The 21,861-nt window shown below is 46.3% G+C and carries 24 protein-coding genes and 4 tRNA genes; 8 read left to right on the forward strand and 20 right to left on the reverse strand.

Translation table 11 applies throughout. The annotated features are described in order from the left end of the window. Window positions 1–86 precede the first annotated feature (86 nt). From rplL to ACUALS_RS12955, 11 genes are all read right to left on the reverse strand, one after another. Entirely contained in the window at window positions 87–455 is a 369-nt protein-coding gene (gene rplL / locus ACUALS_RS12905; RefSeq protein WP_005476299.1) for a 50S ribosomal protein L7/L12, read from the reverse strand. A 57-nt stretch (window positions 456–512) separates the two neighbouring features. Then, complete coding sequence (rplJ, locus tag ACUALS_RS12910; protein ID WP_004415880.1) at window positions 513–1,007, reverse strand: 50S ribosomal protein L10; 495 nt, start codon at window positions 1,005–1,007, stop codon at window positions 513–515. Between the two features lie 301 nt (window positions 1,008–1,308). Continuing rightward, window positions 1,309–2,013, reverse strand: a complete 705-nt coding sequence (gene rplA, locus ACUALS_RS12915) for a 50S ribosomal protein L1 (RefSeq protein ID WP_038140688.1) — start codon at window positions 2,011–2,013, stop codon at window positions 1,309–1,311. A 4-nt stretch (window positions 2,014–2,017) separates the two neighbouring features. After that, a complete protein-coding gene (rplK, locus tag ACUALS_RS12920; RefSeq protein WP_008078231.1) occupies window positions 2,018–2,446 on the reverse strand; it encodes a 50S ribosomal protein L11 in 429 nt (142 codons plus the stop codon). Between the two features lie 144 nt (window positions 2,447–2,590). Beyond that, window positions 2,591–3,139 (reverse strand): transcription termination/antitermination protein NusG, encoded by a 549-nt coding sequence (nusG, locus tag ACUALS_RS12925; protein WP_008078233.1) that lies wholly within the window; start codon window positions 3,137–3,139, stop codon window positions 2,591–2,593. A 13-nt stretch (window positions 3,140–3,152) separates the two neighbouring features. Beyond that, window positions 3,153–3,533, reverse strand: a complete 381-nt coding sequence (gene secE, locus ACUALS_RS12930) for a preprotein translocase subunit SecE (RefSeq protein WP_038140692.1) — start codon at window positions 3,531–3,533, stop codon at window positions 3,153–3,155. 277 nt (window positions 3,534–3,810) lie between these two features. After that, the gene (gene tuf / locus ACUALS_RS12935; protein WP_322413806.1) at window positions 3,811–4,995 is read right to left on the reverse strand and encodes an elongation factor Tu; all 1,185 of its coding nucleotides are present in this window, start codon (window positions 4,993–4,995) and stop codon (window positions 3,811–3,813) included. Between the two features lie 136 nt (window positions 4,996–5,131). Continuing rightward, window positions 5,132–5,207 (reverse strand) — tRNA-Thr (locus ACUALS_RS12940). A gap of 12 nt (window positions 5,208–5,219) precedes the next feature. Then, a tRNA-Gly gene (locus tag ACUALS_RS12945) sits at window positions 5,220–5,294 on the reverse strand. Between the two features lie 35 nt (window positions 5,295–5,329). Continuing rightward, window positions 5,330–5,414, reverse strand: a tRNA-Tyr gene (locus tag ACUALS_RS12950). 50 nt (window positions 5,415–5,464) lie between these two features. Beyond that, window positions 5,465–5,540, reverse strand: a tRNA-Thr gene (locus ACUALS_RS12955). Window positions 5,541–5,748: 208 nt separating this feature from the next. On the opposite strand from ACUALS_RS12955, the gene coaA reads away from it, so the two are divergent. Then, window positions 5,749–6,672, forward strand: a complete 924-nt coding sequence (coaA, locus tag ACUALS_RS12960; protein WP_038141256.1) for a type I pantothenate kinase — start codon at window positions 5,749–5,751, stop codon at window positions 6,670–6,672. 99 nt (window positions 6,673–6,771) lie between these two features. On the opposite strand, the gene ACUALS_RS12965 is transcribed toward coaA, so the two are convergent. Both ACUALS_RS12965 and ACUALS_RS12970 read right to left on the reverse strand, forming a co-directional pair. After that, window positions 6,772–7,194 (reverse strand): DUF805 domain-containing protein, encoded by a 423-nt coding sequence (locus ACUALS_RS12965; RefSeq protein WP_005476829.1) that lies wholly within the window; start codon window positions 7,192–7,194, stop codon window positions 6,772–6,774. Between the two features lie 22 nt (window positions 7,195–7,216). Continuing rightward, entirely contained in the window at window positions 7,217–7,564 is a 348-nt protein-coding gene (locus ACUALS_RS12970; RefSeq protein ID WP_038141253.1) for a 5-carboxymethyl-2-hydroxymuconate Delta-isomerase, read from the reverse strand. 284 nt (window positions 7,565–7,848) lie between these two features. Here ACUALS_RS12970 and tpiA point away from each other — a divergent pair, with 284 nt between their 5' ends. Further along, window positions 7,849–8,619, forward strand: a complete 771-nt coding sequence (gene tpiA, locus ACUALS_RS12975; RefSeq protein ID WP_454448490.1) for a triose-phosphate isomerase — start codon at window positions 7,849–7,851, stop codon at window positions 8,617–8,619. 125 nt (window positions 8,620–8,744) lie between these two features. Next, window positions 8,745–10,100 (forward strand): MATE family efflux transporter, encoded by a 1,356-nt coding sequence (locus ACUALS_RS12980; RefSeq protein ID WP_454448491.1) that lies wholly within the window; start codon window positions 8,745–8,747, stop codon window positions 10,098–10,100. A gap of 14 nt (window positions 10,101–10,114) precedes the next feature. Here the strand turns inward: ACUALS_RS12980 and rraA are convergent, their stop codons facing one another. From rraA to efp, 3 genes are all read right to left on the reverse strand, one after another. Further along, on the reverse strand, window positions 10,115–10,630 hold the full coding sequence (gene rraA / locus ACUALS_RS12985) for a ribonuclease E activity regulator RraA (RefSeq protein WP_038141248.1): 516 nt from the start codon (window positions 10,628–10,630) through the stop codon (window positions 10,115–10,117). 76 nt (window positions 10,631–10,706) lie between these two features. After that, the gene (locus ACUALS_RS12990; RefSeq protein ID WP_038217569.1) at window positions 10,707–11,624 is read right to left on the reverse strand and encodes a 1,4-dihydroxy-2-naphthoate polyprenyltransferase; all 918 of its coding nucleotides are present in this window, start codon (window positions 11,622–11,624) and stop codon (window positions 10,707–10,709) included. Between the two features lie 115 nt (window positions 11,625–11,739). After that, entirely contained in the window at window positions 11,740–12,306 is a 567-nt protein-coding gene (gene efp / locus ACUALS_RS12995) for an elongation factor P (RefSeq protein WP_005476836.1), read from the reverse strand. A 33-nt stretch (window positions 12,307–12,339) separates the two neighbouring features. Here efp and epmB point away from each other — a divergent pair, with 33 nt between their 5' ends. The 3 genes from epmB to ACUALS_RS13010 all read left to right on the forward strand — a co-directional run bounded on the left by epmB (window position 12,340) and on the right by ACUALS_RS13010 (window position 15,427). Beyond that, window positions 12,340–13,362 carry an EF-P beta-lysylation protein EpmB gene (gene epmB, locus ACUALS_RS13000; protein ID WP_454448492.1) on the forward strand — a complete coding sequence of 341 codons (1,023 nt, stop codon included), beginning with the start codon at window positions 12,340–12,342 and terminating at the stop codon, window positions 13,360–13,362. Window positions 13,363–13,434: 72 nt separating this feature from the next. Then, the gene (locus tag ACUALS_RS13005; protein ID WP_005476820.1) at window positions 13,435–13,929 is read left to right on the forward strand and encodes an MgtC/SapB family protein; all 495 of its coding nucleotides are present in this window, start codon (window positions 13,435–13,437) and stop codon (window positions 13,927–13,929) included. Between the two features lie 172 nt (window positions 13,930–14,101). Next, the gene (locus tag ACUALS_RS13010; RefSeq protein WP_038186767.1) at window positions 14,102–15,427 is read left to right on the forward strand and encodes an anaerobic C4-dicarboxylate transporter; all 1,326 of its coding nucleotides are present in this window, start codon (window positions 14,102–14,104) and stop codon (window positions 15,425–15,427) included. Window positions 15,428–15,469: 42 nt separating this feature from the next. Here the strand turns inward: ACUALS_RS13010 and ACUALS_RS13015 are convergent. The 4 genes from ACUALS_RS13015 to ACUALS_RS13030 form a co-directional block, all read right to left on the reverse strand. Then, window positions 15,470–16,707 (reverse strand): IS3 family transposase gene (locus tag ACUALS_RS13015; RefSeq protein WP_454448377.1). Its coding sequence is split into 2 segments (ribosomal slippage): window positions 15,470–16,333 and window positions 16,336–16,707, totalling 1,236 coding nucleotides; the frame shifts between segments, so codons are not numbered across the junction. Between the two features lie 103 nt (window positions 16,708–16,810). After that, entirely contained in the window at window positions 16,811–17,773 is a 963-nt protein-coding gene (gene pfkA / locus ACUALS_RS13020) for a 6-phosphofructokinase (RefSeq protein WP_331398705.1), read from the reverse strand. Between the two features lie 269 nt (window positions 17,774–18,042). Then, window positions 18,043–18,951 (reverse strand): CDF family cation-efflux transporter FieF, encoded by a 909-nt coding sequence (fieF, locus tag ACUALS_RS13025; RefSeq protein WP_454448493.1) that lies wholly within the window; start codon window positions 18,949–18,951, stop codon window positions 18,043–18,045. Between the two features lie 107 nt (window positions 18,952–19,058). Next, window positions 19,059–19,562: a CpxP family protein gene (locus ACUALS_RS13030; RefSeq protein ID WP_038141240.1), complete on the reverse strand. Its 504-nt coding sequence runs from the start codon at window positions 19,560–19,562 to the stop codon at window positions 19,059–19,061. Window positions 19,563–19,749: 187 nt separating this feature from the next. Between ACUALS_RS13030 and ACUALS_RS13035 the strand changes: the two genes are divergently transcribed. Further along, window positions 19,750–20,445: a response regulator gene (locus tag ACUALS_RS13035; protein WP_039627055.1), complete on the forward strand. Its 696-nt coding sequence runs from the start codon at window positions 19,750–19,752 to the stop codon at window positions 20,443–20,445. Then, entirely contained in the window at window positions 20,445–21,830 is a 1,386-nt protein-coding gene (gene cpxA / locus ACUALS_RS13040) for an envelope stress sensor histidine kinase CpxA (protein ID WP_454448494.1), read from the forward strand. Before ACUALS_RS13035 ends, cpxA begins: the two co-directional genes overlap by 1 nt. The last annotated feature ends 31 nt before the right edge of the window (window positions 21,831–21,861 follow it).

Genomic DNA, 21,861 nt, shown 5'->3' on the forward strand with positions numbered 1-21,861 from the left:
AAATCACCTAACCCCTACAGCGCAAAAAGGCCGGTGGTTATAAAACCACCAGCCATAGCCGTTAGGCTAAGAAGCTTAAGTAATAATTACTTAACAACAACAGTTGCGCCAGCTTCTTCTAGCTGAGCTTTAAGAGCTTCAGCTTCGTCTTTCTCGATGCCTTCTTTAAGAGGTGCTGGAGCACCGTCTACTAGAGCTTTAGCTTCTTTAAGACCTAGGCCAGTTGCGCCACGTACTGCTTTGATTACAGCAACTTTGTTACCGCCAGCAGATTCTAGGATTACGTCGAATTCAGTTTGCTCAGCAGCAGCTTCGCCTGCAGCAGCGCCGCCAGCTACAACAGCAGCAGCAGCAGAAACACCGAATTTCTCTTCCATTGCTTCGATTAGTTCAACAACTTGCATTACAGACATTTCTGCAACTGCGTCTAGGATTTGCTCGTTAGTGATAGACATAACAATTCTCTTTTAAATCAACAATAAGTTTAAATAGCAACCAGTGAAAAGCAAGGCTTAAGCAGCAGCTTCTTCTTTTTGGTCGCGTAGTGCAGCGATAGTACGTACCAGCTTGCCTGCAGAAGCTTCTTTCATGCACATCATTAGGCGTGCGATAGCTTCGTCGTAAGTTGGTAGTGTCGCTAGTACTTCAGCGTCAGTTAGCGCGCCTTCAAATGCAGCAGCTTTGATCTCGAAGTCTTTGTTCTCTTTAGCGAAGTCTTTGAAAAGACGCGCTGCAGCACCTGGGTGCTCGTTAGAGAATGCGATTAGAGTAGGACCAGTGAAAGTGTCAGTTAGACACTCGTAGTCTGTACCTTCAACCGCACGACGCATAAGCGTGTTACGAACAACACGTACGTAAACACCAGCTTCACGAGCTTGTTTACGTAGTGAAGTCATAGCGCCTACTTCTACGCCACGAGAATCAGCTACAACTGCAGAAAGTGCACCACTGGCAGCTTCGTTGACTTCAGCAACAATTGCTTTTTTGTCTTGAAGGTTTAAAGCCATCTTGGATTTACTCCTGGTTGTCGTTACACCGCTCACTATCATCACGACAGTGAGAGTTATTTAGGTGCTTCCCAGAAGAAAGTTAACTATTTACATAGAGCTTTCTGTCAGTTCGGGCACCATCTACGTAGGAAATATTAAGTTTAAACTTGTAAAACAAATTCAAACACCTACGGTCTTGGACGGAGACTGGGTCATAATTCAGACTAAATTCAAAAAGAATTTAATGAACCAAAGTTCAGCCCCAACCACAAATATTAGGCGCAGAATTATACACTAATTTTGCGCCTAAGCAAATTTATTAGCTTGCTTGAGTGTTCAGGCTACCCTGATCAACAGCAACACCAGCACCCATTGTAGTAGAGATGCTTACTTTCTTCAGGAAAGTACCTTTCGCTGAAGATGGCTTAGCTTTCTTCAGAGCAACTAGAAGAGCTTCTAGGTTCTCTTTGATCTGCTCAGCAGAGAAGTTTGCTTTACCGATAGTAGTGTGGATGATGCCGTTCTTGTCGTTACGGTAACGAACCTGACCAGCTTTAGCGTTCTTAACCGCTTCAGCAACGTTAGGAGTTACAGTACCAACTTTAGGGTTTGGCATTAGACCGCGAGGACCTAGGATAGTACCTAGTTGACCTACAACGCGCATTGCATCTGGAGAAGCAACAACTACGTCGAAGTTCATTTCGCCTTTCTTCACTTGCTCAGCAAGATCTTCCATACCAACGATGTCTGCGCCAGCTTCTTTAGCTGCTTCAGCGTTTGCACCTTGAGTGAACACTGCAACGCGGATTTCGCGGCCAGTACCGTGAGGTAGTACAGTTGCACCACGTACGTTCTGGTCAGATTTACGAGCATCGATGCCTAGGTTAACAGCAACGTCTACAGACTCAACGAATTTAGCAGTCGCTAGTTCTTGAAGAAGAGCTACAGCTTCGTTGATTTCGTATTCTTTAGTTACGTCAACTTTTTCGCGGATTACGCGCATGCGCTTAGTTAGTTTAGCCATCTTATTAACCCTCTACCACTAGGCCCATTGAACGAGCAGTACCAGCGATTGAACGCTTCATTGCTTCGATGTCAGCACCAGTCATATCAGCAGCTTTAGTTTCTGCGATTTCTTGGATTTGAGCGTCAGTTACAGTACCCACTTTTTCAGTGTTTGGACGGCCTGAACCAGACTTAACGCCAGCAGCTTTCTTTAGAAGAACAGCAGCAGGTGGAGTCTTAGTTACGAACGTGAAAGAACGGTCGTTGTATACTGTGATAACAACTGGAGTAGGTAGACCTTTCTCGATAGATTCTGTTTTCGCGTTGAACGCTTTACAGAATTCCATGATGTTAACACCGTGTTGACCTAGTGCAGGACCAACTGGTGGACTTGGGTTCGCCATACCAGCTGCAACTTGTAGCTTGATGTAAGCTTCAACTTTCTTAGCCATGATAATTCCTAAGTTTTGGGTTCAAACGCCAATCGACTGATCAGCTCCCCGTTTACGTAAAATTCTTTTTACTTCATCAGAAGTAAAAAGGCGCGAAATTATAGTCATAATTCGCGCCTTATACAACCCTAAAAAGGTCGTTATTTAATCAAGTTTTTCAACCTGACCAAATTCAAGCTCAACTGGTGTTGCACGACCAAAGATCGACACAGACACTTTCAGGCGGCTCTTCTCGTAATCCACTTCTTCAACAGTACCGTTGAAGTCAGCAAATGGACCATCTGTAACACGTACCACTTCACCCGCTTCGTACATAGTACGTGGACGAGGAGCTTCACTCGCTTTCTCAAGACGGTTAAGAATAGCGTCAGCTTCTTTATCAGTGATAGGAGCTGGACGGTCAGAGGTACCACCAATGAAGCCCATGACACGCGGCACACTGCGTACTAGGTGCCATGATTCATCGTTCATGATCATCTGAACTAGGACGTAACCTGGGAAGAATTTACGCTCAGATTTACGACGTTGACCTGCGCGCATTTCCACTACTTCTTCAGTAGGGACTAAAACTTCACCAAATAGCTCTTCCATGCTATGCATTTTGATATGCTCGCGAAGAGATTGAGCTACACGACCTTCAAATCCAGAGAAGGCTTGAACCACATACCAGCGTTTTTTTGGAGCTTCACTCATGTATAAAAACCCTCTATACCCCAGTCGCTAAAGCAACAAGACGAACCATAATGCCGTCAATGCCCCATAGCGCTAGAGCCATTACAATACTTACAGCTAAAACGATCAAAGTTGTTTGCATAGTTTCTTGACGCGTTGGCCAAACCACTTTGCGAACTTCCATACGAGATTCTTTAGCAAAATCGATCGCAGCTTTACCTTTAGTTGTTGTAGCAGCAACACCTAGTGCCGCAGCAATAAGTACAACAACGCCTGCAGCGCGAACCACTACAGACATTTCACCATACAGGTAATTACCCACAACAGCGGCAGCTAGCAGAGCAAAAGTGACAATCCACTTGAAGATATCTGCGCCATTTGAGCTATCAGGAGTTTCAGCATTATTAGCTTTCATAAAACCAACCTGTCACAAGTCTTAATATAGACGAAAACAACCCCGCTGTTGCAGGGCAAATCCATGAAACGGCAATCGTAATCGATTGACGTACTCTTTTCATTGATCGAGACATAACATCACGACCAAAAAATCCTGCTTAATGCTTGCTTGGACAAGAAATCGGCAAACATTATATTTAGTGCAGAAAAAGGGCATCAAATGATGCCCTTTTTGCTACTGGTTCGTCAAATCTTATTCAAAGATTTTTCCGAAGACTTCAGCTATTCGTAAAGAATTAGTCGAAGATCTTAGCAACAACACCAGCACCTACTGTACGGCCACCTTCACGGATCGCGAAACGTAGACCTTCGTCCATTGCGATTGGTGCGATTAGCTCAACAGTCATCTTAACGTTGTCACCTGGCATTACCATTTCTACGCCTTCTGGTAGCTGGATGTCACCAGTTACGTCAGTTGTACGGAAGTAGAACTGTGGACGGTAGCCTTTGAAGAATGGTGTGTGACGACCACCTTCATCTTTAGACAGTACGTATACTTCTGACTCAAACTTAGTGTGTGGGTTGATTGACTTAGGAGCTGCTAGTACTTGACCACGCTCTACTTCATCACGCTTAGTACCACGTAGAAGTGCACCAACGTTCTCACCCGCACGACCTTCGTCTAGAAGCTTACGGAACATCTCAACACCAGTACAAGTAGTCGTTGTAGTTTCTTTAATACCTACGATTTCTACTTCGTCACCTACAGTTAGGATACCGCGCTCGATACGACCAGTAACTACTGTACCACGACCTTGGATTGAGAATACGTCTTCGATTGGCATTAGGAATGGCTGATCGATTGCACGCTCTGGCTCTGGAATGTATGAATCTAGCGCTTCTGCTAGTTCTACAATCTTAGCTTCCCACTGCTCTTCGCCGTTTAGTGCGCCTAGTGCAGAACCTTGGATAACTGGTAGGTCATCACCTGGGAAGTCGTACTCAGATAGAAGTTCACGAACTTCCATTTCTACTAGCTCTAGAAGCTCTTCATCATCAACCATGTCACATTTGTTCATGAATACGATGATGTATGGGATACCAACCTGACGGCCTAGTAGGATGTGCTCACGAGTTTGTGGCATTGGGCCATCTGTCGCAGCAACAACTAGGATACCACCGTCCATCTGTGCAGCACCTGTGATCATGTTTTTAACATAGTCAGCGTGTCCTGGACAGTCTACGTGTGCGTAGTGACGTGATGGAGTGTCGTACTCTACGTGAGAAGTAGCGATTGTGATACCGCGCTCACGCTCTTCTGGAGCGTTATCGATAGATGCGAAGTCTTTCGCTTCACCGCCGTATACTTTAGCAAGAGTAGTACAGATTGCAGCTGTAAGAGTTGTTTTACCGTGGTCAACGTGGCCGATAGTACCAACGTTTACGTGCGGTTTCGTACGTTCAAATTTTTCTTTAGACATGGGTTGTCCCTCTAGGTACGGATTTAGGTGGCTTTGATGACCACGCAACCAAAAGTATTGGTGTTAATCTTACTTTCAATGACTAAACGTAGTTTAGTAAAAAGAAAGTATCAAAAGGAAATGCTTGCTTGAGAGCTGGTGCTGATAGGCAGACTCGAACTGCCGACCTCATCCTTACCAAGGATGCGCTCTACCACCTGAGCTATATCAGCACTCAAATTGAGTGGAGCGGGCAGCGGGAATCGAACCCGCATCATCAGCTTGGAAGGCTGAGGTAATAGCCATTATACGATGCCCGCAACACGTAACTCTGTGAGCTATTCCCTAAAGAATATGGTGGAGGGGGACGGATTCGAACCATCGAAGGCAGTGCCAGCAGATTTACAGTCTGATCCCTTTGGCCACTCGGGAACCCCTCCAAATTTTTATTCCATTCCTCTCGTTCTCTAAAAAGAGATAAGCGGAGAAATGGTGCCGACTACCGGAATCGAACTGGTGACCTACTGATTACAAGTCAGTTGCTCTACCTACTGAGCTAAGTCGGCATAAGTGGTGCGCATTCTATTGAAGGAATTCCAACCTTGCAATAGCAAAATCAAAAAAAATCACGATTTTAATCAGTTTCCGCTCTTTTGCTGAAAAAACACACAGATTGAGCGCAAAATGCAACTTAATCGTCCCCTTCTCATTTGCTTTCGGCGCTTGTTGTTGTATTTTCGCTGCTCTTATCGTGATATTTGGGTTAGGAAGACTATGACACCTTATCTCTCTTTTAATCGTCAGCAATGGGCAGAATTGCGCAATTCTGTGCCAATGACGCTATCCGAAGAGGATTTGATCGAACTGCAAGGTGTTAACGAAAGCCTCACAATGGAAGAGGCCGTTGAAATCTATCTGCCTCTCGCACGTCTTCTGAATCTTTACATTTCTGCCAGACAAAGCCGAAATACTGTCCTTAATAACTTTCTTAGTAATCAGGAATCGACCCCGCCGTTTATTATTGGGATCGCAGGAAGCGTTGCAGTGGGTAAAAGTACCACAGCGCGATTACTCAAAGCCTTGCTCTCTCGTTGGGAGAAACACCCTAAAGTGGAGTTGGTGACGACCGATGGCTTCCTTTATCCAAAGAAGGTTTTGAATGAGCGCGGCATTATGCACCGTAAAGGGTTTCCGGAGTCTTATGATATTAAACGCCTTGTCGAGTTTGTCTCCGATGTCAAAGCCGCAAAGCCTAATCTCGAAGTGCCCGTTTATTCGCATATTACCTACGACATTACTGATGAGGTGAAAGTTGTCGACCGCCCTGATGTCTTGATCATTGAAGGTCTTAACGTTTTGCAAAGTGGCATGGACTACCCTCATGATCCGCACCGCGTGTTTGTTTCTGACTTCCTCGACTTTTCAATTTACGTCGACGCTGACTCTGATGTCATTGAAAACTGGTACGTTGAACGCTTTCTTAAGTTTCGTCAGGGTGCGTTTACCAAACCGGGCTCCTATTTTAGCCACTACACCAAACTCAACAAAGTGGAAGCCATCGATAAAGCTCACGATATTTGGCAAACCATCAATGGCATCAACCTGACGCAGAATATTCTCCCCACCAAAGGGCGCGCCCAACTTATTTTGAAGAAAGGCCAAGATCACCATATAGAAGAAGTGCTGTTAAGGAAGTAGCGAGAAGAGAGAATCTGCTAAGGGTTGGCTTGAGATGCCAACCCTTTTTTATGGCGTCAGAACATCTCAACGCCATTGATAACTACTTTTTAGCTCCGGTTACTTTGGCTCCGGACCGTATGAGTTATCGCCCGCCTGCCCTTTTAGCAACCCGCACTCAACGAAAATCCAGATTCCGCACACGAGCGAGATTGTGTAAGCGATCATTTGCTCTGTTGAAGGAGAAGCCATTGGCTCTCCATCCATTGGCGCCATTAAACGACCGACAATCAGTGGCACGTTCATCAATAACCACCAGTTAGATTTTCCGCGATCGTGCCAGCGTTTCGCTGTAATGGCTAAATCGGGAAGTAAAGCTGCGATGAGAAATATCGGCAAAACTAGGTGAGAAATGGCAGGAAAGAGAACATTCATTCCTATTCCGAAGCCAAATATCGCAATGTAGTAAACCAAATTCCATGTCCAGTAGACTTTTCGACCTACGCGACCTTGGAAAGAAAACAATAACTCTTTAATTGACATCCCATTACCTAAAAAATAAAAACTAATTAATGACCTTCTGGAAGCAATCTTTGTCCATATCTCGAATGTTGACGGTTAAACTTCGAACATGGCTGGCTTGCTCTTGCAAAACAGTCATTAATTGACGAGATAAGTCTCTCTTCTGTTCAGCGGTTCGGCCATCCAGTAATTCAAAACTGATATGGATAAAATCGACGCTGTCGGCTTCCTCGCCAATCAACCAATTGTGGCAGCGCAACGCTCGTGATTTTACCGAGCCAACATCAAATAACCCGCTTTGTAAGGCGACTTGGTGCAAATCTTCCAGCAGGCCTTGCACATTAACACGCTCATCGACTGAGTTGGAGTATTCCATTACTAGGTTTGGCATTGTTATCCTCAAATGTAAGAGAGTTTCATCATTACGAACTATACTCCTTCCACTATTAACAATTTCTAAGCAGGTTTTGCAGCCAAAGGACACTATTCTGCATAACGGATCACTCTAGTCAGCGCAAGATAGGTCAATTATGTGCAGTGACAGCTCCAACCATTGAATGAGATCCGGTTAAGACATGATACTAGTCATGATCTGGCGAATTTATTCTGTTATATTCCTACGAAGATTTTTTACATTAATTGAATTTTTACATAAGAGATAAGGGAGATATTCCTATGCGTCGTCCTGTAGTGATGGGTAACTGGAAACTGAATGGCAGCAAAGCAATGGTGAAAGAGCTGCTAACTGGTCTTAACGCTGAGCTTGAAGGCGTTGAAGGTGTTGACGTAGCCGTAGCGCCACCAGCACTTTACATCGACCTTGCAGAGCGTGTAATCGCTGAAGGCGGTAACAAGATCATCCTAGGTGCACAAAACACTGACCTAAACAACAGCGGTGCATTCACTGGCGATATGTCTCCAGAGATGCTAAAAGATTTTGGTGCTTCTCACATCATCATCGGTCACTCTGAGCGTCGTGAATACCACAACGAATCTGATGAGTTCATCGCGAAGAAATTCAACTTCCTAAAAGAGAACGGCTTAAAACCTGTTTTCTGTATCGGTGAATCTGAAGCACAAAACGAAGCGGGCGAAACGGAAGCAGTATGTGCACGTCAAATCAACGCAGTGATCGACACTTACGGTGTTGAAGCACTGGACGGCGCAATCATCGCTTACGAACCAATCTGGGCTATCGGTACTGGTAAAGCAGCAACAGCTGAAGATGCACAACGCATCCACGCTTCTATCCGTGCTCTAATCGCAGCGAAAGATGAAGCAGTTGCAGCACAAGTAATCATTCAATACGGCGGCTCTGTTAAGCCAGAAAACGCTGAAGCTTACTTCTCACAACCAGACATCGACGGTGCTCTAGTTGGTGGTGCTTCTCTAGACGCTAAGAGCTTCGCAGCAATCGCTAAAGCAGCTGCAGCAGCAAAAGCGTAATTTATTCTTAACGAATAACGATTTTTAAGGTCAGCTTCGGCTGGCCTTTTTTGTACCTGAGAATTGGTCGTATCGCCATAGATCAAGTATGCTACGTTTTTCCTCCAAGCAAACAGTAGCTCTCAATGCAGGATAAGCACGGCCTGTTGACCGGCCCCATCCCTACCGTTTTACGTCAAATGACCGTACCGATGACGTTCGGGCTTATCGCGATCTTGATGTTTAACCTTGTCGATACGTTTTTTATCTCGCTATTGGGCACTGAAGCGTTGGCTGCCATCAGTTATACCTTTCCCGTTACCTTTGCGGTTAACTGCATAACGATGGGAATAGGTATGGGCTTATCCACCAATATTGGTCGCTTACTTGGCCAAGGACAGCCCCAAGACGCCGCCCGTTTTTCTTCCCATGGATTGTTGCTTGCAGTTGTTCTCGTCGCCCTAGCCTGCACTCTCGGACTACTGACGATTGAGCCTCTGTTTCTTCGCTTGGGCGCCAAAGCAGAACTTATTCCCCTCATCGAACAATACATGTTTATTTGGTACCTAACGATCCCACTGCTGGTCATTCCCATGGCGGGCAATAGCGCAATTCGTGCGACAGGGGATACCAAAACTCCGGCAAAAATCATGATGCTGGCAGGTTGTATTAACGGGGTGCTCGACCCATTGCTCATTTTCGGTATTGGCCCGTTTCCGGAGTTGGGTATTCAGGGAGCCGCAATCGCAAGTGCGCTGAGTTGGTTGGGGGCTTTATGCGGTTCGCTCTACGTTCTTATCAAACGAGAAAAATTGCTCGGGCTGCCGAATGTGACACAAATAAGCCACGATTGGCGTTTGATTCTTAAGATCGGTACCCCTGCTGCGTTATCCAACGCAATGACCCCGATCTCAGGCGCCATTCTTATGATGATGCTCTCGAGTCATGGGACCGCCGCCGTTGCAGCTTATGGTGCAGCTCAAAGAGTTGAATCTATCCTAATCTTAGTTTTGATGGCACTAACCTCTGCTTTGACTCCCTTTGTGGCTCAAAACATGGGCGCCAATAACCCTCATCGAAGCTTTGCGGGAATTTTTCTCAGCATGCGCTTTTCGATGGTACTCCAACTGGGTATTTTCATCATGATGGTGCCATTGAGTATTCCGTTAGCCGCCCTATTCTCTCAAGAGCAAGCTGTAAAGGATTTACTGTGGCACTACCTACTTGTGGTGCCATTCAGCTATGGTTTTCAAGGTGTCATCATGATGTTGGTTTCAGGACTGAATGCATTGCACCAACCATTAAAGGCATTTCAGTGGAGCTTTATGCGTTTGTTCATTTTTACGCTGCCGTGCGCTTGGTTGGGGAGCCTGTTGTATGACATCGAAGGGTTATTTATCGGGATTGCACTCGGCAATATCCTTGGCGGACTGTTAGGGTATCTATACGCGCTGAAGCTACGCAAACAATACTTAGCTTACGAAACAAAAACACCGGCCTAAGCCGGTGTTTTTGTTTATTCTTCGATGACGTCTTCATCAAGTTCTAAGTCGATATCCAATGGTTCTTGAGAAAGAATCACGCCCGTATTGTCAGCATAGAGGTAATCCTCAGGCAAGAAGGTTACACCGCCAAAATTAACGGGCACATCCACTTCACCTATACCTTGCGACGTCGCCCCAACGGGAATAGAAGCCAATGCATGAATGCCAATACTCAAGTCTTCTAATTCATCGACTTCTCGAACGCATCCATAGGCAACAATGCCTTCCCAATCATTCTCTTCTGCAAGCGTTGCAAGCTCTGCATCAATCAAAGCCCGACGCAGCGAACCGCCACCATCGATCAACAGTACACGACCTAAACCATCTTGCTCTAGGATCTCACGAATCAAACCGTTATCTTCAAAACATTTGACGGTTGTAATTTGTCCAGCAAAAGAGGCACAACCACCAAAATTACTAAACATAGGCTCTACAACATCGACCTGTTCTAGGTAAATGTCACATAGGGCAGAGGTATTGTATTCCATCGTGTTCCTTCCCATCGCGTTCGTCATCTCCATCGAGTATATAGGGACATTAAGTCATTGCAATGACACGCATCACTTAACTCACCAGTGTTTGTGCAATTACAACTCCGGCAAAAAGCAAGTTAGTGACCAACGAGCACTTAACGATCACAGGCATCATTGGTGCAATTTGCGCGGGTTGCTCTGCTCGCCACACGGCTTTTCCGTGCTTATAAACAATCAGAGCGCTAATCAGGAAAGGAAAACTAAACCAGATCGGGCTCGGCTGAAGCACTAAATAGGCGATAAACGACACTAAGGCTCCGACAAGCAACAGAGAATGGTATTGCTTCGCTTTGTGTTGACCTAATCGAACCGCGACCGTGCGCTTTCCACACTCTTCATCATTTTCAATATCACGCATATTATTGATATTCAAAACCGCAACAGCGAGCAAACCGCACCCTATGGCTGGCAACGTCAGCAGCGGTGCAATCACTCCCGTGTGCAAGAAAAACGTGCCGGCAACACCCAACAAGCCAAAAAAGATAAAGACTGACACATCACCAAGACCCACATAGCCATAAGGCTTATTGCCCACGGTATAGGCGATCGCCGCGACAATCGCGAGTACTCCCAAACCAATGAACGCGAGAATACTTTGCAGGCTATCCAATGCGTACAGCACCAGTGCCATACCGGACACCATCGTCAATACAATATTGATAATGATCGCTGATTTCATGGCGCTTTGGCTCACCTCGCCCGATTGAATAGCTCGCATCGGCCCTAACCGTTTTTCGTTGTCGGTGCCCTTTACTGCATCGCCATAATCATTGGCCAAGTTGGATAATATTTGTAGCAAGGTGGCAGTTATAAATGCCAGCAAAGCAACCGGGAAAGAAAACTGATGCGTGGAGTACGCCAATACGCTACCCGTCAAGATAGAAACCAGTGCCAGTGGCAAAGTCTTTGGGCGCGCGGCGTCAAGCCAGATACGTATAGACTGATTCATGAGTTTTAGTTTAGTCACATAAAGCGTAGTAAAGATTGTGGCACATCAAGCACCGAGCAGAAAAACAAAAAAGGCCACCGAAGTGACCTTTTACTGAAACTTAACCAAAGTCTATTTATTTTACACGACCAACGTATTCGCCAGTACGAGTATCCACTTTGATTACTTCACCGATAGCGATGAACAGTGGTACGCGAACCACAGCGCCAGTTGAAAGCGTTGCTGGTTTGCCACCAGTGCCTTGAGTATCGCCTTTTAGGCCTGGGTCAGTATCTGTCACTTCAAGCTCAACGAAGTTTGGTGGTGTCACAACGATTGGGTTACCGTTCCAAAGAGTAAGCATACACGTGTTGTTTTCTACCAACCATTTCGCGTTTTCGCCAACCGCTTTTACGTCTGCAGCGATTTGCTCAAACGTTTCGTTGTTCATAAAGTGGTAGAATTCGCCGTCGTTATATAGATAATCTAGGTCGATATCCATTACGTCTGCAACTTCACAAGTTTCACCAGACTTAAAGGTTTTCTCTAGCACTTTACCAGAAAGAAGTTTACGAATTTTCACGCGGTTGAACGCTTGGCCTTTACCTGGCTTAACGTATTCGTTTTCCAGGATAACGCAAGGCTCGTTATCAAGCATGAGTTTTAGACCGCCTTTAAATTCATTGGTGCTAACAGTAGCCATTTTTTCCTCTTTACATTCTTAGAGCTAAATTCAATGCCGCATATCATAACCCGAAAAGCCGTTTCTGTTGAGCAAAACTGGCTTCAACAGCTAGCGAATGGGATCTCTGATCCTGCCAAATTGCTCGAAAAGCTGGAAATCGATCCTGCTAAATGGCAAGACGGATTTGCAGCGAGAAAGCTATTTGCGCAGCGTGTGCCGCAAAGTTTTGTCGATAGAATGGAGAAAGGCAATCCTCATGACCCGCTTTTGCGTCAGGTTTTACCACTTTCACAAGAATTTGAAGTGCACGCGGGCTATTCCAACGACCCTTTACAAGAGCAAGGTAATGAGACACCTGGGTTACTGCATAAGTACCGCAATCGAGCGCTAATGATTGTGAAGGGTGGATGTGCCGTGAACTGCCGTTACTGTTTTCGCCGTCATTTCCCCTATCAAGAGAACAAAGGCAACAAGTTAGTTTGGCAGCAAAGTCTTGATTACATTCGCCAACAGTCAGAGCTCAATGAAGTCATTCTATCGGGCGGTGACCCATTAATGGCGAAAGATGAAGAGCTGCAGTGGCTCATCAATCACATCGCTGATATTCCACATATCAAACGCATCAGGATCCACTCGCGTTTACCCGTTGTCATTCCGGCACGAATCACGCCGGAGCTACTCGAGATACTCAGTGAAAGTCGCTTACAAGTGATCATGGTGACGCACATTAATCACGCCCAAGAGATCAATCACGAACTGAAACGCGCGATGCATGATCTCAAGCAAGCGGGGGTCACCTTGCTAAACCAAGGAGTTATGCTCAAAGGCGTCAATGATTGCGTTGAGGCACAAGTGGCGCTCAGTGAAACTCTTTTTGACGCTGGAATTCTTCCTTACTACATGCACGTTCTCGATAAAGTTCAAGGGGCTGCGCACTTCTATATTTCGGATCAGCAAGCCAAAGCCATCATGGCAGGTCTGCTTGAGCGCGTCTCAGGATACTTGGTGCCCAAACTCACTCGCGAGATAGGTGGCCGCAAGAGTAAAACCCCTCTGGACCTGCACTTAGAGTAATCTAGACGACAAAAATAATTCGTTCGATAGACAACGCTATCCTGTGCATACTCCGACGCTTTGGAGGTCAAAATGCAACCATCAATCGAACAATTTCTCGATCTTGGGCCATTCACATGGCCTGCTCTACTTTGCTGCGCCGTCAACGGCATTCTGGTCGGTGTCGAGCGCCAGACTCGTGGCAAACCCGTTGGAATTCGCACCTCGATACTGATCATATCGGGGACTTACTTATTTATGTCAATGGCTGTCTCCTTGTCACCCAATACGCTAGACCAAGCTCGCGTGCTCGGACAAATCATTACTGGGGTTGGTTTTCTTGGTGCAGGGGTCATGATGACGCTCGATGGCAAGATTCATGGCGTCACGTCGGCAGCCGTCATTTGGGTGCTTGCTGCGCTTGGAATGATGATTGGTTTGGGGTACTTGCAGCAATCGGTTGTTATTACTCTGCTGGTACTGAGCGTACTGCTTGGGGTCGACAGAGCCGAAAACAGGGTCAAAGCACTGCGCCGTGGTGTACACCAAAAATTCCATAGCCGGAAAATCTCGCGTCCAAAACCATGATCGTTGCGGCGAATTAGCAACCTGACGATGGTTACTGCGCCGCAATTTGACAAAAAACAAAGAAGCCGCCGATAACGCAAACTCTGTGCCAGATAAGCATAGAACTTCACATTTCCACCTACCACTTTTGGATAGCATGAACCCTACTTCTGTTACCTTGTAGGGTTTGATTATGTTTTACGTACATATGCTTCTGCTTCTGACGGTGATATTTATCGGTATCCGCCATGGAGGCATTGCTTTTGGTCTACTCGGGGGCCTAGGCGTTTCGGTTCTCGCGTTTGTATTTGGGGTCGCTCCAGGTTCACCACCAATTAGTGTCATGCTGATTATTTTGGCCGTGGTTGCCGCGTCCGCTACGTTGGAAGCGACAGGGGGCCTAAAACTGCTCGTGAAATTTGCCGAGCGTTTACTGCGTAAACATCCAAGTCAAATCGTCTTTCTTGGACCGCTCTGTACTTACTCCCTTACCGTATTGGTTGGCACTGGTCACTCGGTTTACCCACTTCTGCCCGTGATTTACGATGTCGCCTACAAAAAAGGTATCCGCCCAGAGCGCCCTATGGCGATGGCAACCGTTGCCTCTCAAATGGGGATTACGGCGAGTCCTATTGCGGCAGCTGCGGCCGTGGTCATGGCGACAGCCGCCGATAACCACTTAGACATCAGCTTGGTCAACGTTTTGCTCGTTACTATACCGGCAACGTTAATCGGCGTATTGGTTGGCTGCTTATGGAGCCTGAAACGTGGTAAAGAGCTCGACCAAGATCCAGCATTTATTGAGCGTTGCCAAGACCCTGAATTCAAGGCACAACTGATTGATGCTTCCAGTGAAGAAGATGAGAGCCCAGCACACGAAGGCGTGGCAAAAAAAGGATTGGCGATTTTCTTAGCGGGTATCGCTACCGTCATCTTTGTTGCCATGTTTGGTAAAGATCTCGGATTGCTACCAGCTGGAGTGAAAATGTCGGTGGCTATTCAGTTCTTGATGTTGTCTGTTGGTGCTCTGATTCTCCTCACCACGAAAGTTGAGCCGAAGAAGATCGTTCACAGCAATGTCTTCATTGCGGGTATGACCGCCGTCATCATCATCTTTGGTATTGCATGGATGAGTGACACCATCATCGGTTTCCACAAACCGTACCTGATTAGCCTAGTCAGTGACATTGTTGCTGCCCACCCATGGACCTTTGCGATTGCGATGTTTGTGGTCTCGGTCTTCTTGAAGAGCCAAGCTGCGGTGCTCACCATCATGCTACCACTTGGCTTCGCGATGGGGATTCCTGCGCCAGTGCTGATTGGTGTACTCCCGGCTTGTTACGCCTACTTCTTCTTCCCATTCTATCCAAGTGACTTAGCGGCGATAACCTTTGACCGCTCTGGTACAACACAGATTGGCAAGTATGTACTTAACCACAGTTTCTTACTGCCTGGTTTCATTGGTGTGGTCACGGCAACGACTGTTGGTTACGTACTTTCAACCATGCTAGTCAACTAACCTGATCCCTGTCTCGTCCTAAAATACGTTGACAGTTTTATACTAAGCCAACTGCGTTAGCAGTTGGCTTTTTCCATGAACCTCATTTGGGGTTTTCATCCCGAGACTAAGATGCGGTCTCATATTGTTATAGATACTAATAGACTCTTTTACTAGTTGGTTGAGTTCTTTGATGTCTTGACACCTATTGAGTAGGAACTCTTGTTTTAGTATCCCGTTGACTCTCTCTGCTAACGCATTCTGGTAGCAGTCATACCCATCGGTCATGGATGGCTTTATGCTCCCACTTTTCAGCTGCTCTTGATAAACTGTTGAGCAGTATTGAAGACCGCGGTCTGAGTGATGAATGCAAGAGCATCGATATTGACGCGCTCTTATTGCCTTACGCAGAGCTTTTACAACATCTGTTGCTTTCATCTCATGACTCAACTCATACCCCATGATTTTTCGACTAAATGCGTCTGTAACCAGAGATAAATAGTGAACACCTTTATCCGATTGGACGTAGGTGATATCGCTGACCAATACTTCTTCGGGATGACTCGGCTTAAGATCCTTCAGTAAGTTAGGATGCTTTTGCATCCAGTGTTGGCTATTGGTTGTCTTGATAAAACTACGTTTTGGTCGAACAAGAAGTCTCTCATTGCGTAAGTAGTCAAAGAGCGCATCCCGACCTAGTTTAATGCCTGCTTTTTCTAGCTTTGGCTTGAGTAAGAAATACAGTTTTCTTGTTCCAACTCGAGGCATATAACGTCGGAGCTCTAAAACCATTTGCTTTACGGGAGCGAGCTTAATTTGACGGGCAGCTGCTCGCTTTTCTCCTTGGTAAACACTTTGTCTCGATATGCCACATAAGCGGCAAATTCTAGCTAGACTGACCCCTTTTTGTTTTTGAAGGCTTCTCGCTCCTTGGCGAGATACTTTTTTCTTAGGCTTGTCCCATGCTCAGCGTCAAGAATATCAACCACTTCATTCAAGAACAGATTTCTTATTCGCTCATCTTCGAGTTCTTTTTCAAGACGTTTAATTTTTTGAGCGGGAGACTCACTAGGTTTGGTCGTTTTATGCATAGCGTTTCTCCTTGGGTTTTGCGTCCAATCCATTTTTCCGTGCTTTCTCAGCCAAGTTAAAACAGTTGAGCGACCTTGGATACCATAGATGGCTTGTGCTTGCTTGTAGGTCATTTCGCCTTTTTCTACGGCATCAACAACCTGCAATTTAAAGCCTAGTGTGTAATCACGCTGAGTGCGCTTAATGTAGAGTTTATTTGAAGTAGTCATAATTCGTCCTCAATGTGTAAACACATTTCAGGACGGGACACCCATAAACAAAAAGCCAGTTGGTTTCCCAACTGGCTTTTTTATCTGTGCTTAAGCGTAAAACTTAGAATAGCTCTTCTGCAACCTTGAATAGGTCTTCACGAACTGGACGCTTCATGTTCTCGATAGCGTCAATGATGTCATGGTGAACCAACTGCTCTTTTTGGATACCGACACAACGACCACCGTGACCATCCATCAATAGATGAACGGCATAGTTACCCATGCGAGAAGCAAGAACACGGTCGAACGCAGTTGGACGACCGCCACGCTGAATGTGGCCAAGAACTGTCGCACGAGTTTCACGACCTGTTGCCGCTTCAATCTCTTTCGCTAGTTCATTTGCATCCATCATAAGCTCTGTCAGCGCAATAATGGCGTGCTTCTTACCTTTTGCAATACCGTCTTGGATATTGCTGATCAGCTTCTCTTTGTCTAGACCCGTTTCCGGTGTGATGATGTACTCACAACCACCTGCAATCGCAGACATAAGAGTTAAATCGCCACAGTGGCGACCCATGATCTCAACAATCGAAATACGTTGGTGAGAAGATGAGGTATCACGTAGACGGTCAATCGCATCAATAACTGTGTTTAACGCAGTTAGGTAACCGATGGTGTAATCTGTACCTGCGATATCGTTATCGATAGTGCCAGGAAGACCGATACATGGGTAACCCATTTCAGTCAGTTTCTTCGCACCCATGTAAGAGCCGTCACCACCAATAACCACTAACGCTTCAATGCCGTGCTTTTGTAGGTTTTCGATCGCTTTTTGACGCACTTCTACTTCTTTGAATTCTGGGAAACGCGCAGAACCTAGAAAAGTACCACCCCTGTTGATCACGTCAGAAACGCTTGAACGATCCAGTTTCTGGATACGGTCTTCATACAGGCCTAGGTAGCCATCAAACACGCCGTAGACTTCTAACCCTTCTGACAGTGCAGTACGTACTACGCCACGAACAGCTGCGTTCATACCAGGTGCGTCACCGCCACTTGTTAAGACACCGATCTTCTTAATCATGCTCACCCTCGATTTTTGGGAATCTTATTTCAATTTTTACGTCAGCAGCTTACATTAAGCGTCTGACTTAATTCCTTAACTGTGCAATATGTTACCTTTCCTAACTAGGAATACTACTTTTATTTGCACGAAATTATGTAACTTTTCTACTTATGTAAGAGTATTACAGCTTTGCAATTTCACTTACTTGATACACATCAGGATCACAGTTAAAAGTGAACCCGCTGAAAAGATAGTCAATAAGTGATGCTTTGTCGCGCTAACCTCAATTACCAATCTTGAGATTTCTGCACTCTTTCCGCTCCAAAGACCACAGAATAAGGGTCTTGATGGATCAGTACATCCGACTCAGGAAACAGTTCAAGAAGTTTATCTTCTACTTCGTCAGAGATTCGATGCGCTTCAATTAATGCGAGCTGATCTTCTAGCTCTAAGTGCAACTGGATAAAACGTGTCGGGCCAGACATTCGCGTGCGCAACTGGTGAACCCCTAATACCCCCGGAACAGAGAGACACACGCTGCGAATGTCGTTGAGTTCGCTGTCTGGTAGCTTGCGGTCCAATAGGGTTTGCGTCGCTTCACGAACCATTTTAAATGCGCTGTACAGGATGTAGATGCCAATTCCCACAGCGAACACAGCATCCGCCTGCTTAATACCAAACCAACTCAACCCGAGCGCTAACATGATCGCAGCGTTCATATAAAGATCGGACTCATAGTGAAGCGAGTCAGCCGCAATGGCTTGGCTGCCTGTTTTCTTCACCACATGCTTTTGAAAACGCACTAGTGCAAATGTCACCGCAATGGCGAACAGGCTAACGTAAACACCATACTCGGGGGATTGAAGATCATGAGGTCTAAAGAATCGGTCGATACCATTAAGAATCAGAAAGACCGCCGATCCAGAAATAAACATTGCTTGAGCCAATGCCGCCAACGACTCCGCTTTACCGTGTCCAAAGGCATGCTCTCTGTCTGCGGGCTGAAGAGAGTATCGAACCACGACTAAATTCACCAACGAGGCAGCAATATCCAGCATCGAATCGATCAGCGATGCCAGTAAGCTCACCGACCCCGTCACCCACCAAGCACCAACCTTAACAATCAACAATAAGGTTGCCACTATGGTCGCCGTCCAAGCCGCCATGGTCACAAGGCGCGCATATTCATGTTTCATAAACAATTGATCAATAAACAAACATACTCTTAGTATAACGCCTCACATGTTGAATAAAAATGGCATAAAAAAAGCGACCATCTGGCCGCTTATTCACACAAATATCATTACTTGTCTGCGAAACGCTTTTGCATTTTCTCTGCGCATTTGCCCATTCGCTCTTGCTGCAGTTCAGTAAACTTCGCTTTCTGTTCCGGCGTTAAAATACTAAGCATTTGATGCTGCTTCTCCAGCATTTTCACTTTGCGCTCGGTCTGCTTCTCAACCATCGCCTTCGCAAGTTCATCCGCAGCAGCTTGGTCGAAATTATCAGCCAGAACTAACTGCTGTACTTTTGCGTGGTGAGCTTGCATCTCTGCCTGACGCTCCGAAAAATTGCCTTTAAAGTTGGCTTTCATCTCTTGCTTGCCCGCTTCGCGCATCTCTTTCAGTTGTTCTTTTTGTGCATCAGTAAGATCTAGCTGGCGCATCATACCGCGGTCAAAACCACCGCCGCATTCACCGTGACCACCTTTCTTATGATCTTTGCCACCAAACGCGAAGGCACTTGCAGTACCTAAAGTCAGAGGAAGAACAACTGCCGCTACTACTAATTTTTTTGCCATTTTCATAATCGTACCTTTCACTGTATTTGTTGGATTAAGCTGCCTTTCTCTGCAGCGCTTGAGTGTAGAATACGACATGCTACGTAAAGCAACGTTTAGCGAGCGTAAAGAAGCGTAAAGAGCTCAATTTGCACTCAATCTCCTGCTCATTTCGCAGTAAACTTAGCGTATCCCCAGATAAAGAGATTTCCCCATGCCAAACATCCTACTCATTGACGATGACATCGAACTGACGAGCTTATTAAACGAAGTGCTGACCTTCGAAGGGTTTGACGTAACCGAAGCCAACAATGGTGAAGAAGGGTTGGAAAAGCTTGATGACCGCATTGACCTCATTTTGCTTGATGTGATGATGCCTAAGCTCAATGGCATGGAAACGCTGAAACGACTCAGGGAAAACTGGGACACCCCGGTATTGATGCTGACAGCCAAAGGGGAAGAGATCGATCGTGTCATTGGACTGGAACTTGGCGCTGATGACTACCTACCCAAACCATTCAGTGATCGAGAACTGTTGGCAAGAATGCGAGCAATTTTGCGCAGAACTCAGTCGAGTACCACTACCAAATCAGATAAACGCACCGACTGCATTGAATATCAAGACATCCAAATTTTCCCCGGTAAACAAGAGGCTTACTGCCAAGAGCAGCTGATAGAGCTAACCACCACAGAGTTTGCGCTGCTCAGCCACTTTGTCCAACACCCAGGAGAAACGCTCACCAAAGAAGTACTCAGTTTGGATGTGTTAGGGAAACGCCTTGCTGCCTTTGACCGTGCCATCGACATGCACGTCTCTAACTTACGTAAAAAATTACCTGAACGAAGTGACGGCAAATCGAGAATAAAAACGCTGCGAGGTCGTGGCTACTTACTGGTTGAGGAAGATTGATGCGTTTACCCAAAATCACCAGCTTGTATGGTCGTATTTTTGCTATTTTCTGGTTCACCATGCTTCTTGTCTTGGTGGCGGTCTTATCGCTTCCTCACCTTGATCCGCGTAAAGCCCGTGATATTCCTGCCGACCATTACAACCGCTTGGTAGACATCACGCGCAGTATTGAAAAACGATACGCACAAGATGACAACTTAGCCAGGGTGCTCTTTAACCTAGAAGGACCTAATCGTTCGCCTAAAGATCCGCGTCCTCGCTTTTTCGTGACCGACCAAGACGGCAACATACTGACAACTCAAGACCGAAAAAACTTTCGTTACCGCGCACTGCAAAACTTCATCACTAGTATCGACGTGCCTGGTCAGCCGCAGCAAAAACTGTACGGCCACTATATGGTTGCCGGTCCGCTGCCCGTCACTTTGGCGAAACAAGACTTACTGCTCTACATCGGCGTGAAGTGGAATGAGCCACCGCCATTTTTACTGCGCATGTTTGATAAGCCTTTCCAACTGCTGTTTGCCGTTATGCTAGTCAGCACACCGTTACTGCTTTGGTTGGCGTGGGCATTGAGCCAGCCAGCACGCAAGTTGGAGCGAGCCGCCCAACGGGTAGCAAAAGGTGAGTTCATTGTCGATCCAGAACTGGAAAAAGGCACCAGTGAGTTTCGCCAAGCAGGCGCGAGCTTTAACCAAATGGTAGAAGCGGTGAATCAAATGATTTCGGGCCAGCAACGCCTGCTGTCTGACATTTCACATGAACTGCGTTCACCACTGACTCGGCTAAGGATGGCCAGTGCGCTTGCGACCAGAAAACAAGGAGAGAGCCCAGAGCTGACAAGAATTGATACCGAAGCTCAGCGGCTTGAGCAGATGATTGGTGAGCTATTGGAACTGTCGCGCATGCAAGCAGATAGCCACCTAACACGAGAAAAGCAGCCATTGAGCAGTCTATGGGAAGCCATCTTGGCGGATGCCCAGTTTGAAGCGGAGCAAATGGGGAAAAACCTCACCTTCACTCCAATCCCTGACCGAATCATCTCTGGGACACCTAAGCTATTGATGAGTGCCCTCGACAACATTGTCCGTAATGCAATCTATTACGGTCAGGATCGTATCGACATCCAATTTACCGAGTCCGATCAGCAGATCACTATTATCGTGGATGACAATGGGGAGGGGGTACCTGACCATGAACTGGAAGCGATTTTCAGACCGTTTTACCGCGTCTCCACCGCTCGAGATAGACACAGCGGCGGCACAGGACTTGGTCTTACAATAACCGAAAGTGCCATTCGCCAGCATAGTGGTCACATCGTTGCGACACGCAGTCCACTGGGCGGACTTCGCGTGGAAATCACTCTCCCTTTAAGCATTGGTGAATAACCCTACAAACACTTAGTTGATAATGGATCTC

It is taken from the genome of Vibrio sp. NH-7 (assembly GCF_053643215.1).

Bases quoted from the DNA above. Each gene is read 5' to 3' on its own strand.
- rplL (WP_005476299.1), bottom strand. From the start codon at position 455: ATGTCTATCACTAACGAGCAAATCCTAGACGCAGTTGCAGAAATGTCT.
- rplJ (WP_004415880.1), bottom strand. From the start codon at position 1,007: ATGGCTTTAAACCTTCAAGACAAAAAAGCAATTGTTGCTGAAGTCAAC.
- rplA (WP_038140688.1), bottom strand. From the start codon at position 2,013: ATGGCTAAACTAACTAAGCGCATGCGCGTAATCCGCGAAAAAGTTGAC.
- rplK (WP_008078231.1), bottom strand. From the start codon at position 2,446: ATGGCTAAGAAAGTTGAAGCTTACATCAAGCTACAAGTTGCAGCTGGT.
- nusG (WP_008078233.1), bottom strand. From the start codon at position 3,139: ATGAGTGAAGCTCCAAAAAAACGCTGGTATGTGGTTCAAGCCTTCTCT.
- secE (WP_038140692.1), bottom strand. From the start codon at position 3,533: ATGAAAGCTAATAATGCTGAAACTCCTGATAGCTCAAATGGCGCAGAT.
- tuf (WP_322413806.1), bottom strand. From the start codon at position 4,995: ATGTCTAAAGAAAAATTTGAACGTACGAAACCGCACGTAAACGTTGGT.
- coaA (WP_038141256.1), top strand. From the start codon at position 5,749: ATGACACCTTATCTCTCTTTTAATCGTCAGCAATGGGCAGAATTGCGC.
- ACUALS_RS12965 (WP_005476829.1), bottom strand. From the start codon at position 7,194: ATGTCAATTAAAGAGTTATTGTTTTCTTTCCAAGGTCGCGTAGGTCGA.
- ACUALS_RS12970 (WP_038141253.1), bottom strand. From the start codon at position 7,564: ATGCCAAACCTAGTAATGGAATACTCCAACTCAGTCGATGAGCGTGTT.
- tpiA (WP_454448490.1), top strand. From the start codon at position 7,849: ATGCGTCGTCCTGTAGTGATGGGTAACTGGAAACTGAATGGCAGCAAA.
- ACUALS_RS12980 (WP_454448491.1), top strand. From the start codon at position 8,745: ATGCAGGATAAGCACGGCCTGTTGACCGGCCCCATCCCTACCGTTTTA.
- rraA (WP_038141248.1), bottom strand. From the start codon at position 10,630: ATGGAATACAATACCTCTGCCCTATGTGACATTTACCTAGAACAGGTC.
- ACUALS_RS12990 (WP_038217569.1), bottom strand. From the start codon at position 11,624: ATGAATCAGTCTATACGTATCTGGCTTGACGCCGCGCGCCCAAAGACT.
- efp (WP_005476836.1), bottom strand. From the start codon at position 12,306: ATGGCTACTGTTAGCACCAATGAATTTAAAGGCGGTCTAAAACTCATG.
- epmB (WP_454448492.1), top strand. From the start codon at position 12,340: ATGCCGCATATCATAACCCGAAAAGCCGTTTCTGTTGAGCAAAACTGG.
- ACUALS_RS13005 (WP_005476820.1), top strand. From the start codon at position 13,435: ATGCAACCATCAATCGAACAATTTCTCGATCTTGGGCCATTCACATGG.
- ACUALS_RS13010 (WP_038186767.1), top strand. From the start codon at position 14,102: ATGTTTTACGTACATATGCTTCTGCTTCTGACGGTGATATTTATCGGT.
- pfkA (WP_331398705.1), bottom strand. From the start codon at position 17,773: ATGATTAAGAAGATCGGTGTCTTAACAAGTGGCGGTGACGCACCTGGT.
- fieF (WP_454448493.1), bottom strand. From the start codon at position 18,951: ATGAAACATGAATATGCGCGCCTTGTGACCATGGCGGCTTGGACGGCG.
- ACUALS_RS13030 (WP_038141240.1), bottom strand. From the start codon at position 19,562: ATGAAAATGGCAAAAAAATTAGTAGTAGCGGCAGTTGTTCTTCCTCTG.
- ACUALS_RS13035 (WP_039627055.1), top strand. From the start codon at position 19,750: ATGCCAAACATCCTACTCATTGACGATGACATCGAACTGACGAGCTTA.
- cpxA (WP_454448494.1), top strand. From the start codon at position 20,445: ATGCGTTTACCCAAAATCACCAGCTTGTATGGTCGTATTTTTGCTATT.